The 15,768-nt window shown below is 70.5% G+C and carries 15 protein-coding genes; 1 reads left to right on the top strand and 14 read right to left on the bottom strand.

Translation table 11 applies throughout. The features are described 5' to 3' along the window. Positions 1 to 2: 2 nt before the first annotated feature. On the bottom strand, positions 3 to 983 hold the full coding sequence (locus ACPT94_RS23120) for an aspartate carbamoyltransferase catalytic subunit (protein ID WP_360345015.1): 981 nt from the start codon (positions 981 to 983) through the stop codon (positions 3 to 5). A gap of 82 nt (positions 984 to 1,065) precedes the next feature. Beyond that, positions 1,066 to 1,638, bottom strand: coding sequence for a bifunctional pyr operon transcriptional regulator/uracil phosphoribosyltransferase PyrR (pyrR, locus tag ACPT94_RS23115; protein WP_360345017.1), 573 nt, complete (start codon positions 1,636 to 1,638; stop codon positions 1,066 to 1,068). 252 nt (positions 1,639 to 1,890) lie between these two features. Here pyrR and bldD point away from each other — a divergent pair, with 252 nt between their 5' ends. Continuing rightward, positions 1,891 to 2,391: a transcriptional regulator BldD gene (gene bldD, locus ACPT94_RS23110; RefSeq protein WP_030785871.1), complete on the top strand. Its 501-nt coding sequence runs from the start codon at positions 1,891 to 1,893 to the stop codon at positions 2,389 to 2,391. 235 nt (positions 2,392 to 2,626) lie between these two features. Here the strand turns inward: bldD and nusB are convergent, their stop codons facing one another. The 12 genes from nusB to ACPT94_RS23050 form a co-directional block, all read right to left on the bottom strand. Continuing rightward, positions 2,627 to 3,061, bottom strand: a complete 435-nt coding sequence (gene nusB / locus ACPT94_RS23105; RefSeq protein WP_360345019.1) for a transcription antitermination factor NusB — start codon at positions 3,059 to 3,061, stop codon at positions 2,627 to 2,629. Positions 3,062 to 3,063: 2 nt separating this feature from the next. Further along, positions 3,064 to 3,630: an elongation factor P gene (gene efp, locus ACPT94_RS23100; protein ID WP_014671526.1), complete on the bottom strand. Its 567-nt coding sequence runs from the start codon at positions 3,628 to 3,630 to the stop codon at positions 3,064 to 3,066. 50 nt (positions 3,631 to 3,680) lie between these two features. Beyond that, positions 3,681 to 4,787: an aminopeptidase P family protein gene (locus tag ACPT94_RS23095; protein ID WP_360345022.1), complete on the bottom strand. Its 1,107-nt coding sequence runs from the start codon at positions 4,785 to 4,787 to the stop codon at positions 3,681 to 3,683. A gap of 166 nt (positions 4,788 to 4,953) precedes the next feature. Then, positions 4,954 to 5,841, bottom strand: a complete 888-nt coding sequence (locus ACPT94_RS23090; RefSeq protein WP_360345024.1) for a Pro-rich N-terminal domain-containing protein — start codon at positions 5,839 to 5,841, stop codon at positions 4,954 to 4,956. Between the two features lie 238 nt (positions 5,842 to 6,079). After that, on the bottom strand, positions 6,080 to 7,729 hold the full coding sequence (gene aroB / locus ACPT94_RS23085) for a 3-dehydroquinate synthase (protein ID WP_360345026.1): 1,650 nt from the start codon (positions 7,727 to 7,729) through the stop codon (positions 6,080 to 6,082). Further along, on the bottom strand, positions 7,726 to 8,910 hold the full coding sequence (aroC, locus tag ACPT94_RS23080) for a chorismate synthase (protein ID WP_360345028.1): 1,185 nt from the start codon (positions 8,908 to 8,910) through the stop codon (positions 7,726 to 7,728). Before aroC ends, aroB begins: the two co-directional genes overlap by 4 nt. Before the next feature lie 173 nt (positions 8,911 to 9,083). Next, positions 9,084 to 9,524 (bottom strand): hypothetical protein, encoded by a 441-nt coding sequence (locus ACPT94_RS23075; protein WP_425246724.1) that lies wholly within the window; start codon positions 9,522 to 9,524, stop codon positions 9,084 to 9,086. Positions 9,525 to 9,576: 52 nt separating this feature from the next. Next, positions 9,577 to 10,428, bottom strand: coding sequence for a shikimate dehydrogenase (locus tag ACPT94_RS23070; RefSeq protein WP_360345032.1), 852 nt, complete (start codon positions 10,426 to 10,428; stop codon positions 9,577 to 9,579). 4 nt (positions 10,429 to 10,432) lie between these two features. Beyond that, the gene (gene mltG / locus ACPT94_RS23065) at positions 10,433 to 12,160 is read right to left on the bottom strand and encodes an endolytic transglycosylase MltG (protein WP_360345034.1); all 1,728 of its coding nucleotides are present in this window, start codon (positions 12,158 to 12,160) and stop codon (positions 10,433 to 10,435) included. Positions 12,161 to 12,282: 122 nt separating this feature from the next. Beyond that, a complete protein-coding gene (gene ruvX / locus ACPT94_RS23060) occupies positions 12,283 to 12,747 on the bottom strand; it encodes a Holliday junction resolvase RuvX (RefSeq protein ID WP_360345036.1) in 465 nt (154 codons plus the stop codon). Continuing rightward, entirely contained in the window at positions 12,747 to 15,419 is a 2,673-nt protein-coding gene (gene alaS, locus ACPT94_RS23055; protein WP_360345038.1) for an alanine--tRNA ligase, read from the bottom strand. The genes ruvX and alaS overlap by 1 nt, the downstream gene beginning before the upstream one ends. Continuing rightward, positions 15,419 to 15,760, bottom strand: coding sequence for a hypothetical protein (locus ACPT94_RS23050; protein WP_360345040.1), 342 nt, complete (start codon positions 15,758 to 15,760; stop codon positions 15,419 to 15,421). The genes alaS and ACPT94_RS23050 overlap by 1 nt, the downstream gene beginning before the upstream one ends. Positions 15,761 to 15,768 lie beyond the last annotated feature (8 nt).

Here is a 15,768-nt window from a genome sequence, read left to right as displayed (position 1 = left end):
TCTTACTTCTCCTCGGTGGTGCGGGCGTGGGCGACAGCGGGTTCGTTGCCGCCGAGCAGCAGGTACAGGACGGCCATACGGATGGAGACCCCGTTGGCGACCTGCTCGACGACGGTGCAGCGGTCGGAGTCGGCGACCTCGGCGGTGATCTCCATCCCGCGGACCATCGGCCCGGGGTGCATCACGATGGCGTGCTCGGGCATCCGCGCCATCCGGTCGCCGTCGAGGCCGTAGCGGCGCGAGTACTCGCGCTCGGTGGGGAAGAACGCGGCGTTCATCCGCTCGCGCTGCACGCGCAGCATCATCACCGCGTCGGATTTCGGAAGCGTGCTGTCGAGGTCGTACGAGACCTCGCAGGGCCAGGTCTCGATGCCGACGGGCACCAGGGTGGGCGGGGCGACGAGGGTGACCTCGGCGCCGAGCGTGTGCAGCAGGTCGACGTTGGAGCGCGCGACCCGGCTGTGCAGGACGTCGCCGACGACGGTGATGCGCCTGCCGGACAGGTCCTGGCCGATCCCCGCGTCCCGGCCGACGAGCCGGCGGCGCATGGTGAAGGCGTCCAGCAGGGCCTGGGTGGGGTGCTGGTGGGTGCCGTCACCGGCGTTGATGACGGCGGCGTCGATCCAGCCCGAGTTGGCGAGCCGGTACGGCGCTCCGGAGGCGCCGTGCCGGATGACCACGGCGTCGACGCCCATGGCCTCCAGCGTCTGGGCGGTGTCCTTCAGGGACTCGCCCTTGGAGACGCTGGAACCCTTGGCGGAGAAGTTGATGACGTCCGCGGACAGGCGCTTCTCGGCGGCCTCGAAGGAGATCCGGGTGCGCGTGGAGTCCTCGAAGAAGAGGTTGACGATCGTGCGGCCGCGCAGGGTCGGCAGTTTCTTGATGGGCCGGTCGGCGACCCGGGCCATCTCCTCGGCGGTGTCGAGGATGTGGACGGCGTCGTCGCGGGTGAGGTCGGCGGCCGAGATGAGATGACGCTGCATCTGTCAGGCTCCGTAAGGCATTTGGGAGTTTTCGGGCATGCGGGCGCAAGGGGGCGCACCTGCGTGGGCGTACGCCGGATCGCTAGTGCTGCGCGCCCGGTGTGGTCTGCTTCGCACCGAGCAGCACGGTGTCGCGACCGTCCTCCTCGGCGAGCTGGACCTTGACCGTCTCCCGCAGCGACGTGGGGAGGTTCTTGCCGACGTAGTCGGCGCGGATGGGCAGTTCGCGGTGGCCCCGGTCGACGAGGACCGCGAGCTGCACCGCGCGGGGACGCCCGATGTCGTTCAGGGCGTCGAGGGCGGCGCGGATGGTGCGGCCGGAGAAGAGCACGTCGTCGACGAGGACGACCAGCTTGCCGTCGATGCCGTCACCGGGGATCTCGGTGCGGGCCAGCGCACGCGGCGGCTGCATGCGCAGGTCGTCGCGGTACATGGTGATGTCGAGGGAGCCGACCGGGATCTTGCGGTCGGTGATCTGCTCGAGCTTGGCGGCGAGCCGCCGGCCGAGGAAGACGCCGCGGGTCGGAATGCCGAGGAGCACCACGTCGTCGGCGCCCTTGGCGCGTTCGACGATCTCGTGGGCGATGCGGGTGAGCACCCGCGCGATGTCAGGGCCTTCGAGGACGGGCCTCGCGTCTGACGCTTGCGTGTCCATACGAAACGGACCTCCTTCTCCGCCTCACGGGACGGACCTTAAAGGACGTCGGAATTGCGCCATCCACGGTAGCAGCCCGGAGCGACACCCCTGATCACCCCCTTGGCGTAATCGGCCATCGATACCACGGAAGAGTCGGTGTGGACCATTCGGCTTGACGCAGAAGAATCACGCTGCGTAACCTCACAGTGAGTTACCAACCGCGCGGCATGGACCAGAGCCAGTCGCGTCGACCCAGTGCCGGGGAGCTATATGTCCAGCGAATACGCCAAACAGCTCGGGGCCAAGCTCCGGGCGATCCGCACCCAGCAGGGCCTTTCCCTCCACGGTGTCGAGGAGAAGTCCCAGGGACGCTGGAAGGCGGTCGTGGTCGGTTCGTACGAGCGCGGCGACCGTGCCGTGACCGTGCAGCGCCTCGCGGAGCTGGCCGATTTCTACGGCGTTCCGGTGCAGGAGCTCCTGCCGGGCACCACCCCGGGCGGCGCCGCCGAGCCCCCGCCGAAGCTGGTGCTGGACCTGGAGCGGCTGGCTCACGTGCCGGTCGAGAAGGCCGGTCCCCTGCAGCGGTACGCGGCGACCATCCAGTCGCAGCGCGGTGACTACAACGGCAAGGTGCTCTCGATCCGCCAGGACGACCTGCGCACGCTCGCCGTCATCTACGACCAGTCGCCCTCGGTCCTCACCGAGCAGCTGATCAGCTGGGGTGTCCTGGACGCGGACGCGCGTCGTGCCGTCTCCCACGAGGAGAACTGAGCACCGCAGCGTCTCAGAAGACCGTAGCGTCTCAGAAGAAACGTGCCGCCGGGGTGGCCGGAACTTGACGGTTCCGGCCACCCCCCTCCTCCCGGGGCGGCGGGGGGGCGCCATGCGGCGCGCCCCCCCCCCCCCCGACGGCGTTCCACGGGCCTGTGGTGCACGAGGGACGGGGGAATGCCGGAGGGCCCGCAGCGGGGATGCTGCGGGCCCTCCGGCGTTCGGCTCGTACCGTTTACGCCTCGTCCCGGCGCAGCGAGGGCTTGAGCTCCTTGAGCCGGCCGAGGAGGCCGTTGACGAACGAGGGGGACTCGTCCGTGGAGAACTCCTTCGCCAGCTGCACCATCTCGTCGAGGACGACCGCGTCCGGCGTCTCGTCGACCCAGATCAGCTCGTGGGCGCCGAGCCGCAGGATGTTGCGGTCGACGACCGGCATCCGGTCCAGCGTCCAGCCGACCGAGTACTGCGCGATCAGCTCGTCGATGCGCTTGGCGTGCTGCGCGTACCCCTCGACCAGCTGCATCGTGTACTCGCTCACCGGCGGCTGCCGGGTGTCGGCCCGGGAGAGCCGGATCCAGTCCGCGAGGACCGTCAGGACGTCGGTGCCGCGCTGGTCGCCCTCGAAGAGGATCTGGAAGGCGCGCTTGCGGGCCGTGTTGCGGGCGGCCACGGTTAGCTGTTCACCCGGCCGAGGTAGTCGCTCGTGCGGGTGTCGACCTTGATCTTCTCGCCGGTGGTGATGAAGAGCGGGACCTGGATCTGGTGACCGGTCTCCAGGGTGGCGGGCTTGGTGCCACCGGTGGAGCGGTCGCCCTGGACGCCCGGCTCGGTCTCGGCGATGGTCAGCTCGACGGCGGCCGGAAGCTCGACGAAGAGCACCTCGCCCTCGTGCTGCGCGACGGTGGCGGTGAAGCCCTCGACGAGGAAGTTGGCGGCGTCGCCGACGGCCTTCCGGTCGATGTGCAGCTGGTCGTAGGTCTCCATGTCCATGAAGACGAAGTACTCGCCGTCCATGTACGAGAACTGCATGTCGCGCTTGTCGACAGTGGCCGTCTCGACCTTGACGCCGGCGTTGAAGGTCTTGTCGACGACCTTGCCGGAGAGCACGTTCTTGAGCTTGGTGCGCACGAAGGCCGGGCCCTTGCCGGGCTTGACGTGCTGGAACTCGACGACGGACCAGAGCTGGCCGCCTTCGAGCTTGAGCACCATGCCGTTCTTGAGGTCGTTCGTGGAAGCCACGGTTGCGGAATCTCCTGGACTGACGTGGACGACCCCGGGGGCACGCACTCCTACAGCGCGAGCAGCTCCTTGGTCGTGATGGTGAGTAGCTCGGGTCCGCCGTCCGCCTCGGGGCGTACGACGAGCGTGTCATCGATCCGGACACCGCCCCGGCCCGGGAGGTGGACCCCCGGTTCGACGGTGACCGGCACGCAAGCGTCCAGTTTACCCATGGCCGCGGGGGCCAACTGAGGGTCCTCGTCGATTTCGAGTCCGACACCGTGCCCGGTGAGGGGCGGCAGGCTCTCTCCGTAGCCGGCGGAGTCCAGTACCTGGCGTGCGGTGCGGTCCACGTCACGGTAGGCGGCGCCGGGTGCCAGGCTCTCGCGTCCGGCGCGCTGGGCGGCGAAGACGACGTCGTACAGCTCGATCTGCCAGTCCGCCGGGGACGTGCCGATGACGAAGGTGCGGCCGATCTCGCAGCGGTAGCCGCTGTAGTTCGCGCCCAGGCAGACGGAGAGGAAGTCGCCCTCCTCGACCCGCCGGTCGGTGGGCCGGTGGCAGCGCCGGCCGGAGTTCGGGCCGGTGCCGACGGAGGTGGGGAAGGCGGGGCCGTCGGCGCCGTGGTCGACGAGGCGGCGGTCCAGTTCGAGGGCGAGGTGGCGTTCGGTGCGGCCGACGAGGATGGACTCCAGCAGCTCGCCCAGTGCCTGGTCGGCGATCTCGGCTCCGATGCGCAGGCAGGAGATCTCCTCCTCGTCCTTGACCACCCGGAGCTGTTCGACGGCGCCGCCGAGGTCGGCCAGGCGCAGTCGCGGGGCGACCGAGCGGAGGGCGCGGTGCCGGGCCACCGTGAGGTGGTGTTCCTCGACCGCGAGGGAGTCGGTGCCCTGGCCCGCGAGGATGCCTGCGGCGGCCACGGCGGGGTCGCCTCCCGGGCGGGGCAGGGTGTGCAGTGTGAGCTTCTCGTCGGGCCGGCCCTCGGTGGGGCGGTCGTCGAGGGGGCCGGGGCAGACGAGGAGGTCCTCGTGCCTGCCCAGCAGCAGGACGGCGCCGCGCGGGGCGGCACCCGCGAGGTACCTGACATTGGCGGGGCGAGAGATGAGCGCTGCCGCGTTGCCGGACGCGTTGCAGCGGTCCCTCAGCCGTGTGCGGCGGGTTGCGTACACCTCTGACATGAGTCGAGCGTAGGAGCGGTGGCCGGATTGTGCCGGTTGGGAGCCGCCGAGTGGGGAGGGGCGGGGGTCTGCCGGGCCGCGGGCCGGTGGGATGCCGGGCGCGGCCACCCGGCGCAGCCGCGCACCTGCGCCGCCCCGCGCCCCCGAGTGACGCCGCTTCCCGCGGCTACCAGCTCGGCGGACTCGCGATCGCCCTGGCCAGGACGTCGTCCAGCACCCTGGCCGTCGTCGGGACGTCCAGCTGGGAGTTGTCGATGATCGGGAGGCCGGAGCCGTACCAGCCGGCCATGCGGCCGTGGATGCGGGCGACCTCCTCGTCGGTGAGGCGGCGGTTGCCGGAGCGTTCGGCGTTGCGCTCCAGGACGACTTCGAGGCCGGGGAGGAGGACCACCGGCAGGAGGCCGGGACCCACATGGCGTTTCCAGCCGCCCAGGCCGACGACCGGGCGGTCGGGGAAGATCGCGTCGTCGAGGATGCAGGAGATGCCGTTGGCCAGGAAGTTGCGTGCGGCGAAGCCGCAGGTGCGGCGGGCCAGGCGGTATTGGGCCTCGGAGTTGTCGTTCCAGCCGGACTGGGGGTCGGCGAAGCCGGAGCGGACCCATTCACGCACGTCGTCGAGGCTGATGTGGGCCGTGGGGACCCGACGGTGGTCGGCCCAGAACTTGGCGACGCTGGTCTTGCCGGCGCCCGCGGGGCCGATGAGCAGCACCGCGAGGGTCGTGGTCGTCGGGTCGGGGGCGGCCGCGGCGGGGGGCGCGGTGGGCATGGGGACGGGTCCGCCGGGCGGCAGCTGGACGTGTCCGGTGGCGTCGGGGGCGGGCGGGACGGGCGCGTGCCGCGGAGGCTGGGGGTGCGGCACGGGCGGGACCGGGCCCGTGGGTGGCGCACCGGTGAAGCCCGGTGCCGGGTGCGGGGCGGGCACGGGGGCGGTCTGCGGGGGGTTGCCGCCCGGCTGGTGCGGACCGGGGTGTTGTGCGGCCGGTGACCAGCCGGCGGCCGGTCCGTGCCCCGGCTGGTGGGGCGGCGGCAGCGGAGATCCCACTGCGTGCTGCATCCGGTGCCACTCCGTCTCGTTTGTGGGTTCGGTTCACCTCCGGGGCGCCGCGCTGCCTCATGTGCGGCTGCCACCGCGTGGTGGTGTCGAGAGCCCGACCGTGCTCAGCCTTTCAGGCCTGCGGGCTCTCGCCCGCTACTGAACGGTACCGCCCCCGGCTGTCGTTTGGTGAACGACCGGGGGCGGTCCGAAGTGCCCGGTGTGGAAAGCGAATCGGGCGGAAGGGAACCCTGCGGACCTACTCGCCCACTTCGCCGTACGCGGCGAGCAGGACCGCCGGGTCGGGGCCCTCCAGGACGGTGGGCTTGGCCAGGCCGTCCAGGACGATGAAGCGCAGGAGGTCGCCGCGGGACTTCTTGTCGACCTTCATCGTCTCCAGCAGCCTGGGCCACTGGTCGTGGCGGTAGTGCAACGGCAGACCCACCGCCTCCAGGATCGTGCGGTGCCGGTCGGCAGTGGCATCGTCCAACCGGCCCGCCAGGCGACCGAGTTCGGCGGCGAAGTGCATGCCGACCGAGACCGCCGCGCCGTGACGCCACTTGTAGCGCTCGTTCTTCTCGATCGCGTGGGCCAGAGTGTGACCGTAGTTGAGGATCTCCCGCAGGCCCGACTCCTTCAGGTCCGAGGAGACCACGTCCGCCTTGACCCGGATGGAACGCTCGATCAACTCGGCGGTGTGCGGGCCGGCCGGTGTACGGGCGGCCTCGGGATCGGCCTCGATGAGGTCGAGGATCACCGGATCGGCGATGAAGCCGGCCTTGATGATCTCCGCCAGCCCGGAGACGTAGTCGTTGACCGGGAGGGAGTCCAGCGCGGCCAGGTCGCACAGCACACCGGCCGGCGGGTGGAAGGCACCGACGAGGTTCTTGCCCTCGGCGGTGTTGATGCCCGTCTTCCCGCCGACCGCCGCGTCCACCATCGCCAGGACGGTGGTCGGAACGGCGATCCAGCGCACCCCGCGCAGCCAGGTCGCGGCCACGAACCCGGCCAGGTCCGTGGTGGCGCCGCCGCCCACGCCCACCACGACGTCCGTGCGCGTGAACCCGGACTGGCCCAGCGCCTTCCAGCAGTAGGCGGCGACCTCCGCGGTCTTGGCCTCCTCCGCGTTCGGCACCTGGATGGCGATGGCCTCGTAGCCCTGATCGGCCAGGTCGGCGCGCAGCGCCTCACCGGTCTCGGCGAGTGCTTCGGGGTGGACGACGGCGACTCGCTTGGCGCGATCGCCGATCAGCCCGCCGAGCTCGCCGAGGAGCTGACGGCCGACCAGCACCTCGTACGGCTCCGAGCCCGCGCTGCCACCGACCTGAATCCTTGTCACCTGGCTGGCCATACCGTCCTCCGGCCGGGGGTCCGGGGATGGGCCCCCGGGGAATGCAGTCTTCAACTCCAAGGCGTCCAGGGCGGCTTGGGTGACCTCTTCGGGCGTACGGCCGTCGGTCGGCACGACGGCCGTGGCCACCTCCTCGTACAGGTGCCGCCTGGCTTCCATCAGCTCGCGCCACTGCTTGCGCGGGTTGATGGCGAGCAGCGGACGGGCCGCGTTCAGGCCGGTGCGCTTGACCGCCTCCTCCACGTCCATCGAGAGGTAGACGACCCGCTGCCCGGCGAGCAGCGCCCGTGTGTCCGCGTCCAGGATCGAGCCGCCGCCCAGCGCCAGGACGCCGTCGTGCTCGGCGAGCGCGGTGTGCACGGTCCGCTTCTCGATCGCGCGGAAGGCGGGCTCGCCCTCCTCGACGAAGATGTCGGCGATGGTACGGCCCTGCTCGGCGACGATGTCGTCGTCGGTGTCCCGGTACCCCACCCCGAGCCGCTCGGCCAGCAGCTGCCCGACGGTGGACTTGCCCACACCCATCGGGCCGACCAGGACGACCACGGGCACCGGGCTCATCGGATCGCCAGGTTGTCGAGGTACGACTGAACGTTGCGGCGCGTTTCCGTCACCGAGTCGCCGCCGAACTTCTCCGCCACCGCGTCCGCCAGGACGAGGGCCACCATGGCCTCGGCGACGATGCCGGCCGCCGGCACCGCGGACACGTCGGAGCGCTGGTGGTGGGCCTGGGTCGCCTCGCCGGTGGTCACGTCCACGGTCTGCAGCGCCCGCGGCACGGTCGCGATCGGCTTCATCGCCGCCCGCACCCGCAGCAGCTCACCGGTGGACAGACCGCCCTCGGTACCGCCCGAGCGGCCGGAGGTACGCCGGATGCCCTCGTCGGTCTTCACGATCTCGTCGTGCGCCTTGGACCCGGGCACCCGCGCCAACTCGAACCCGTCGCCGAGCTCGACGCCCTTGATCGCCTGGATGCCCATGAGGGCACCCGCGAGGCGGGCGTCCAGCTTGCGGTCCCAGTGCACGTGCGAGCCCAGGCCGACGGGGACGCCGTAGGCCAGGATCTCGACCACGCCTCCGAGGGTGTCGCCGTCCTTGTGGGCCTGGTCGACCTCCGCGACCATCGCCTTGGAGGCGTCCGCGTCCAGGCAGCGCAGCGGGTCGGCGTCCAGCTTCTCGACGTCGGCCGGCGTCGGGTACACGCCCTGCGGCGCCTTCACGGAGCACAGCTCGACCACGTGCGAGACGATCTCGACGCCGGCCGTCTCCTTCAGGTACGACCGGGCCACCGCGCCGAGCGCGACACGGGCCGCGGTCTCGCGGGCCGAGGCGCGCTCCAGAATCGGACGGGCCTCGTCGAAGCCGTACTTCTGCATGCCGGCGAGGTCGGCGTGGCCGGGACGCGGGCGGGTCAGCGGCGCGTTGCGCGCGAGGCCCGCCAGGATCTCGGGGTCGACCGGGTCGGCCGCCATGACCTGCTCCCACTTCGGCCACTCGGTGTTGCCCACCATGATCGCGACCGGGGAACCCAGGGTGAGACCGTGCCGGACGCCGCCGATGAAGGTGACCTCGTCCCGCTCGAACTTCATCCGCGCACCGCGCCCATAGCCGAGCCGGCGCCTCGCCAGATGGTCCGCCACCATCTCCGTGGTGATCGGCACGCCGGCGGGAAGGCCCTCCAGCGTCGCCACGAGTGCGGGACCGTGGGACTCCCCCGCGGTCAGCCAGCGCAACCTGCTCAACGGTGCTCCTCAGTGCTCGCGCCTGGTACTGCCCTGCGTACGCGCGTCCTCGCGTACGGCAACGACGTGACCGGGTGCGCGACCCAGGTCCGCCACCTACGATCCTCCCACGTCCGGGGGCCGGAACCGGCCGCCGGTCCATCAGGCGGACGGCAGCAGGACCGGCGCCGGGCTCACCGCGTGTCGTCCCGCCTCTGCTGCGGGGCGTAGGCGCCCAGGAAGTCGGCGCCGCTGGGCTGGGTCGCCGCGGCCGTCTGCTGCGTCTGAGGCTGCTGGTTCTGCGGGGCGTACGCGCCCAGGAAGTCGGCGCCGCTGGGCTGGGTCGCCGCGGCCGTCTGCTGAGCCTGCTGGTTCCGCTGCGGCGCGTAGGCGCCCAGGTAGTCCGCGCCGCGCCCCTGCCCGTACTGCGCCGCCGCGTGCACGGGTGCGCCGGCCCGCACGGCCCGCCGGTGTTCGATCTTGCGCTTGAGCTTCAGGATCCACGAGGTGACGACGGCGAGCACGATCAGCGAGAGCACCGCGATCTGCACCCAGTCGGGCATGAACCGCAGGACGACCTCGAAGATCTCGCTCTTGCCGGACGCCAGCGGCACCTCGACGGACGCGTTGGACATGTACCTGACTCCCCCCACACTGTGCTCCGCCCCCTGCGGATCTCAGCGGATCCTAGCGGGAGGCGAGCGCGTGTTCGCCCGCTTTTCGCATGGCGTCCACGGGAGCCGGGGCACGGCCGGTCATCTGCTCCACCTGGAGCACCGCCTGGTGCACCAGCAGGTCGAGCCCGCTGACGACGGCGCCGCCGAACATGGACCAGCGAGCGGCCAGCTCGGTCGGCCAGGGCTCGTACAGCACGTCGAAGAGGGTGGCGGGCCGCTCCGGCACCGAGGCGGCGAGGGCGTCCGTCGCCCCGGCGGGGGTGGTCGCGACGACCAGCGGGTGGCGCAGCGCCTCGGCCGCGTCCGCCCAGTCCGCCGTACGGACCTCGAGGTCGAGGCGCTCGCCCCATCCGCGCATCTCGTCCGCGCGAGCCTGGCTGCGTACGTAGACGACGACCTCGCCGGCGCAGACCCGGGCCAGGGCGGCCAGCGCGGAGGAGGCGGTGGCGCCGGCGCCGAGGATCGCGGCCGAGTCGACCTCCTCGACGCCGTGCTCGCGCAGGGCGGCCACCATGCCGGGGATGTCGGTGTTGTCGCCGACGCGGCGGCCGTCCTCGGTGAACACCAGGGTGTTGACCGCCTCGACGGAGGCCGCCGTCTCACTGATCTCGTCGAGCAGCGGGATGACGGCGCGCTTGAGCGGCATGGTCAGCGAGAGCCCCGCCCACTCGGCGCCGAGCCCCTCGACGAACCCCGGCAGCGCCGCCTCGTCGACGTCGAAGCGCTCGTACGTCCAGTCCGTGAGCTCCAGCGCCTGGTACGCGGCGCGGTGCAGCACCGGGGACAGGGAGTGGGCGATGGGGCTGCCCAGGACCGCCGCCCGGTGACGGTGGACGTGCTCCGTGCTGACTGTGTCGCTCATTTCCTCAGTTACCGGTGCTCTCGTTGAACTTGTCCCGGAGTTTCTGGAACTCCTCGTAGGTCTTTGCGAATTCCGTCGTTTTCTCACCGTCGGTCGCGACGAAATAGATCCAGCCGTCGCTCGTGGGGTCCAGCGCCGCAGCGAGTGCGTCGGCACCCGGGTTTCCGATCGGTCCCGGCGGAAGACCCTTCCGCGTGTAGGTGTTGTACGGGTCCTTGTTGCTGTTGATCTCGGACTCGCTGATATTGATCTTGCTCTCGTTCTTCAGGTAGTTGAACGTCGAGTCGAACTGCAGCAACTGGTTGGTCTCGGTGTTCGTCGGCTTCAGGCGGTTGTAGACGACCTCCGCCATCTTGCGGAAGTCGTCGTCCGTCTTGCCCTCCGCCTGGACGAGGCTGGCGACCGTGATGACCTGCAGCGGACTCTCGAGGTCGAGCGCCTTGGCCTTGGCCTCGAGGTCGTACTTGCCATAGGCCTCGTTGGCCCGCTGCACCATCTCCTTGAGCACCGCCGCGGGCTTCATGCCCTTGGCCGCGGCATAGGTGCCCGGGTAGAGGAAGCCTTCCAGCGGGTCCTTGATGTCGCTGTCGCTGTTCGCCCAGCCGGGCAGTCCGAGGCTCTTGAAGTTCTTTTCTGCGAAAGTCCTGGTGGTGCCCCCGGAAAGGCCGAGTTTCGCATCGATCGCCTTGTAGACCTGAATGTTGCGCTGGCCGGGCTTGACCATCACATTGGCCTGGCTCTTCGGATCCAGCATCATCTCGACGGCGCTCGCCGCGGACATCTCCTTCTTCAGGATGTACGCGCCCGCCTGGATCCTGTCCCCTTCGGGATTGTTCGTGAACGCGGACACGAAGGCGTCGACGCTCTTGACGACGCCGGCCGCCTTCAGCCGGCGACCGATGTCGACGCCGCCCGCGCCCTTGGGCACTTCGATGCTCACGGTCTCGCTGGTGCCGTCGCCCGCGTAGTCCGGGGCCGGGCCGTAACGATTCTGGTAGAACTGGTAGCCGTAGTAGCCGACGCCGCCGATACCGCCGCCGAAGACGAGGACGACGACCAGGCAGGCGCATCCGTTGCGGCGCTTCTTGCTCTTGTCGCCCTTGCTTCCCTTGCCGCCCCGGCCACGCCGGTCGCCGCGGCCCTCCGGCTCGTCGTCGTCCTCGTCGTCGCCTCCGCCGCCCGCGAAGAAGGCCTGCTCGCCCTGGTCGGGGCCCGGGTCCCAGTCGGGCTGCTGCTGCTCCGCCTCCGGCTGCGGTTCCGGGTCCGGGCGCCGCCGGGCGGGCGGCTCCGGCGGCGGATAGGCGTCCGGGGTGCCGTAGAAGTCGGGCTGCTCGGCACCGTAGGCAGCCGGCTGCTGGCCGTACGGGTCGCCGGGGTCGGCGGCGTACGGGACGTGCGCATGGGTGCCGGTGCCGTCCCAGCCGCCCTCGTGGTACGCCTGCTGCTGGCCCTGGTGGGCGTACTGCTCGTACTGCTGCTGGTCGTAGGGCTGCTGGTACTGCTGCTGGTCGTAGGGCTGCTGGTACTGCTGTGGGTCGTACTGCTGCGCCTGTCCGTTGCCCCAGTCGCCGTATCCCGGCTGCTGCGGCTGCTGCGGGTAGTGGTGCTGCGGCTGGCCGCCGTAGGCAGGCTGATGGCCCTGGGCCTGCTGCCCTTCCCATCCGCCGTCCCCGTACAACGGGTCCTCCGGATGCCACGGTTCGGAGCCTGGGCCCCGGCCATACTCAGTCATCGATCCCCTAGAGCCGCGAGGCGGCGGTCGCGCGGCTTGTGGGCCCGGCTCCCGTTCCGCCTCTCTTTGTGCGGCAGCTGTTCGAACACCGCCGCATCGCGCGGAACGTTACCGTATCGCGATCAGATGACCACTTCGACGCCCTCTCCCGGTGCTGTACCTGACACCCGTTCGGATTCCAGGGCCTGCTGGAGGATGATCACAGCGGCTGCCTGGTCGATGACCGACCGTCCTTTTTTGGACTTCACGCCCGAGGCACGCAGTCCCTGACTGGCCGTCACGGTCGTCATCCGCTCGTCGACGAGCCGGACCGGGACGGGCGCGATGCCCTTGGCCAGCTCCTGGGCGAACCCGCGGACCTTGGCCGCGGCCGGGCCCTCGCCCCCCTTGAGGGAGCGAGGGAGACCGACCACGACCTCGATCGGCTCGTACTCCTCGACCAGTTGCTTCAACCGTCGGTGAGCTGCGGGAACGTCCCGGCCGGGGACCGTCTCCACGGGAGTGGCGAGGATCCCGTCGGGGTCGCACGAGGCGACCCCGATGCGGGCGTCCCCGACGTCGATCGCGAGGCGACGACCGCGGCGCATCACTTGGCCGTTTCCGCCACGAGACGCTCGACGGCGTCGACGGCCTCGCCGACGGCAGCCGGGTTCTGGCCACCGCCCTGGGCGACGTCGGGCTTGCCGCCACCGCCGCCGCCGAGGGTCTTGGCGGCCGTACGAACGAGCTCGCCGGCCTTGAGGCCGCGCTCGCGGGCGGCCTCGTTGGTGGCGATGACCGTCAGCGGCTTGCCGTTCGCGACAGCAAACAGGGCGACCACGGCGGCCCTGCCGCCCTGGATACGACCGCGCACGTCGAGGACGAGCTTGCGCAGGTCGTCGGCGGTCGTGCCGTCCGGGACCTGACCGGTCACAAGAGCAACGCCGCGGACGTCCTTGGCGGACTCGGCGAGACCGGCGGCGGCCTGCAGGACCTTCTCGGCGCGGAACTTCTCGATCTCCTTCTCGGCGTCCTTCAGCTTGCCGAGCATGGCCGAGACCTTCTCCGGGAGCTCCTCCGGGCGGCCCTTGATCAGCTCCTGGAGCTGGGCGACGACCGTGTGCTCACGGGCCAGGAAGTTGTAGGCGTCGACGCCGACCAGAGCCTCGATACGGCGCACACCCGAACCGATCGACGACTCGCCGAGCAGCTTCACCAGACCCAGCTGGGCGGTGTTGTGGACGTGCGTGCCGCCGCACAGCTCCTTGGAGAAGTCGCCGATGGTCACGACGCGGACGCGCTCACCGTACTTCTCGCCGAACTCGGCGATGGCGCCCTGCTTCTTGGCCTCGTCGATGCCCATGACGTCGGCGCGGACGTCGAGGTCACGGGCGAGCACCTCGTTGATCTTCTGCTCGACGTCGGTCATCACGGCCGTCGGCACGGCGGACGGGGAGCCGAAGTCGAAGCGGAAGCGGCCGGGCTGGTTCTCGGAACCGGCCTGGGCGGCCGTGGGGCCGAGGGCGTCGCGCAGGGCCTGGTGCGTGAGGTGCGTGGCCGAGTGGGCGCGGGCGATGGCCTTGCGGCGGCGGTCGTCGATCGAAGCGTGGACGAGGTCGCCGACGGTCACCTCGCCGACCTGGACGACGCCCTTGTGGACGTAGACGCCCGGGACCGGCTTCTGGCAGTCGCGGACCTCGACGACGGCGCCGGAGGCGACCTTGATCCGGCCGGTGTCGCCGATCTGACCGCCGCCCTCGGCGTAGAACGGGGTGCGGTCGAGGACGATCTCGACCTCGTCGCCCTCGGTGGCGGCCGGCGAGGACACGCCGTCGACGAGGATGCCGACGATCGTGGACTCGCCCTCGGTGTCCGTGTAGCCGATGAAGTCGGTCTCGCCGGCCTTGTCGGCGATCTCGCGGTAGGCGCCGGCGCCGACGTGGCCGGTCTTCTTGGCCTGGGCATCGGCCTTGGCGCGCTCCCGCTGCTCCTTCATCAGGCGGCGGAAGCCCTCCTCGTCCACGCTCAGGCCCTGCTCGGCGGCCATCTCGAGGGTGAGGTCGATCGGGAAGCCCCAGGTGTCGTGGAGCAGGAAGGCCTTGTCTCCGGGCAGCACGGTGGAGCCGGCGGCCTTGGTCTCGCTGACGGCGCCGTCCAGGACGTTCGTGCCGGCGTTGAGGGTCTTGAGGAAGCGGGCCTCCTCGGCGAGGGCGACGTTCTCGATGCGCTCGCGGTCGGTGACCAGCTCGGGGTACTGCTGGCCCATCATCTCGATGACGGTGTCGATGAGGTCCTTGACGACCGGACCGGTGGCGCCGAGGAGACGCATGTTGCGGATGGCGCGGCGCATGATGCGGCGCAGGACGTAGCCGCGGCCCTCGTTGCCGGGGGTGACGCCGTCGCCGATGAGCATGACGGACGTACGCATGTGGTCGGTGACCACGCGCAGGGAGACGTCCGAGTCGTGGGCGTCGCCGTAGGCCACGCCGGTCAGCTCGGTGGCCTTCTTGATGACGGCCATGGAGGTGTCGATCTCGTACATGTTCTGCACGCCCTGCAGAATCATGGCGAGGCGCTCCAGGCCGAGGCCCGTGTCGATGTTCTTGCTCGGCAGCTCGCCGAGGATCTCGAAGTTGTCCTTGCCGATGCCCTCGCCGCGCTCGTACTGCATGAAGACGAGGTTCCAGATCTCCACGTACCGCTCGTCGTTGACGGCGGGGCCGCCCTCGACGCCGAACTCGGGGCCGCGGTCGTAGTTGATCTCGGAACAGGGGCCGCAGGGGCCGGGGACGCCCATGGACCAGTAGTTGTCCTTCATGCCGAGGCGCTGGATGCGCTCCTTGGGCACGCCGACGACCTCGTGCCAGATGCGCTCGGCCTCGTCGTCGTCCTTGTAGACGGTGATCCAGAGCTTCTCCGGCTCCAGGCCGTAACCGCCCTTGTCCTGGGGGCTGGTGAGCAGCTCCCAGGCGTACTTGATGGCGCCTTCCTTGAAGTAGTCGCCGAAGGAGAAGTTGCCGCACATCTGGAAGAACGTGCCGTGGCGGGTGGTCTTGCCGACCTCTTCGATGTCGGGCGTGCGCACGCACTTCTGCACGCTGGTGGCGCGGGCGAAGGGCGGCTTGACCTCACCCAGGAAGTAGGGCTTGAAGGGCACCATGCCGGCGGGGACCAGGAGCAGAGTCGGGTCGTCCGCGATGAGCGACGCCGAAGGGACGACGGTGTGCCCGCGCTCCTCGAAGAAGCTCAGCCAGCGGCGGCGGATCTCAGCCGACTCCATCAGTGGTCCTCATTCCGGTTGTTCGAGTACGTCGTCTCGATGTACTTCGGGTTGGTGCGGTTCTCGATGGCGGCGTACCGCCGGGGTGTGGGGAGTTCGGGGTCCGCGTGGATCCCCAGTGCCTCCCCCAGCTCGGCCTCCCGCTGGGCCATGTTGTCGCGGACGTCGAGCGCGAAGCCCACCGCGCGGTCCTTGAGACGTGCTCCCGTCTCGAGCGCCTTGTTGGCGGCGGTCGCCGCGAGGCTCTCGGGGGTCAGCTGCTTCAGCTTGCGGTTGACCTTGGTGGTGGCCCAGACACCGGCGGCGACGCCCGTGGTGAACCAGAACGTACGGCGGAACATCGCTAGGT

This window comes from Streptomyces aurantiaciflavus (assembly GCF_049808595.1).
Taxonomy (GTDB): Bacteria; Actinomycetota; Actinomycetes; order Streptomycetales; family Streptomycetaceae; genus Streptomyces.
Note: the sequence above shows the minus strand (reverse complement) of the source record. Positions and strands in the feature narration are given on the sequence as shown.

Bases quoted from the DNA above. Each gene is read 5' to 3' on its own strand.
- ACPT94_RS23120 (WP_360345015.1), bottom strand. From the start codon at position 983: ATGCAGCGTCATCTCATCTCGGCCGCCGACCTCACCCGCGACGACGCC.
- pyrR (WP_360345017.1), bottom strand. From the start codon at position 1,638: ATGGACACGCAAGCGTCAGACGCGAGGCCCGTCCTCGAAGGCCCTGAC.
- bldD (WP_030785871.1), top strand. From the start codon at position 1,891: ATGTCCAGCGAATACGCCAAACAGCTCGGGGCCAAGCTCCGGGCGATC.
- ACPT94_RS23095 (WP_360345022.1), bottom strand. From the start codon at position 4,787: ATGTCAGAGGTGTACGCAACCCGCCGCACACGGCTGAGGGACCGCTGC.
- ACPT94_RS23090 (WP_360345024.1), bottom strand. From the start codon at position 5,841: ATGCAGCACGCAGTGGGATCTCCGCTGCCGCCGCCCCACCAGCCGGGG.
- aroB (WP_360345026.1), bottom strand. From the start codon at position 7,729: ATGAGCCCGGTGCCCGTGGTCGTCCTGGTCGGCCCGATGGGTGTGGGC.
- ACPT94_RS23075 (WP_425246724.1), bottom strand. From the start codon at position 9,524: ATGTCCAACGCGTCCGTCGAGGTGCCGCTGGCGTCCGGCAAGAGCGAG.
- ACPT94_RS23070 (WP_360345032.1), bottom strand. From the start codon at position 10,428: ATGAGCGACACAGTCAGCACGGAGCACGTCCACCGTCACCGGGCGGCG.
- mltG (WP_360345034.1), bottom strand. From the start codon at position 12,160: ATGACTGAGTATGGCCGGGGCCCAGGCTCCGAACCGTGGCATCCGGAG.
- ruvX (WP_360345036.1), bottom strand. From the start codon at position 12,747: ATGCGCCGCGGTCGTCGCCTCGCGATCGACGTCGGGGACGCCCGCATC.
- alaS (WP_360345038.1), bottom strand. From the start codon at position 15,419: ATGGAGTCGGCTGAGATCCGCCGCCGCTGGCTGAGCTTCTTCGAGGAG.
- ACPT94_RS23050 (WP_360345040.1), bottom strand. From the start codon at position 15,760: ATGTTCCGCCGTACGTTCTGGTTCACCACGGGCGTCGCCGCCGGTGTC.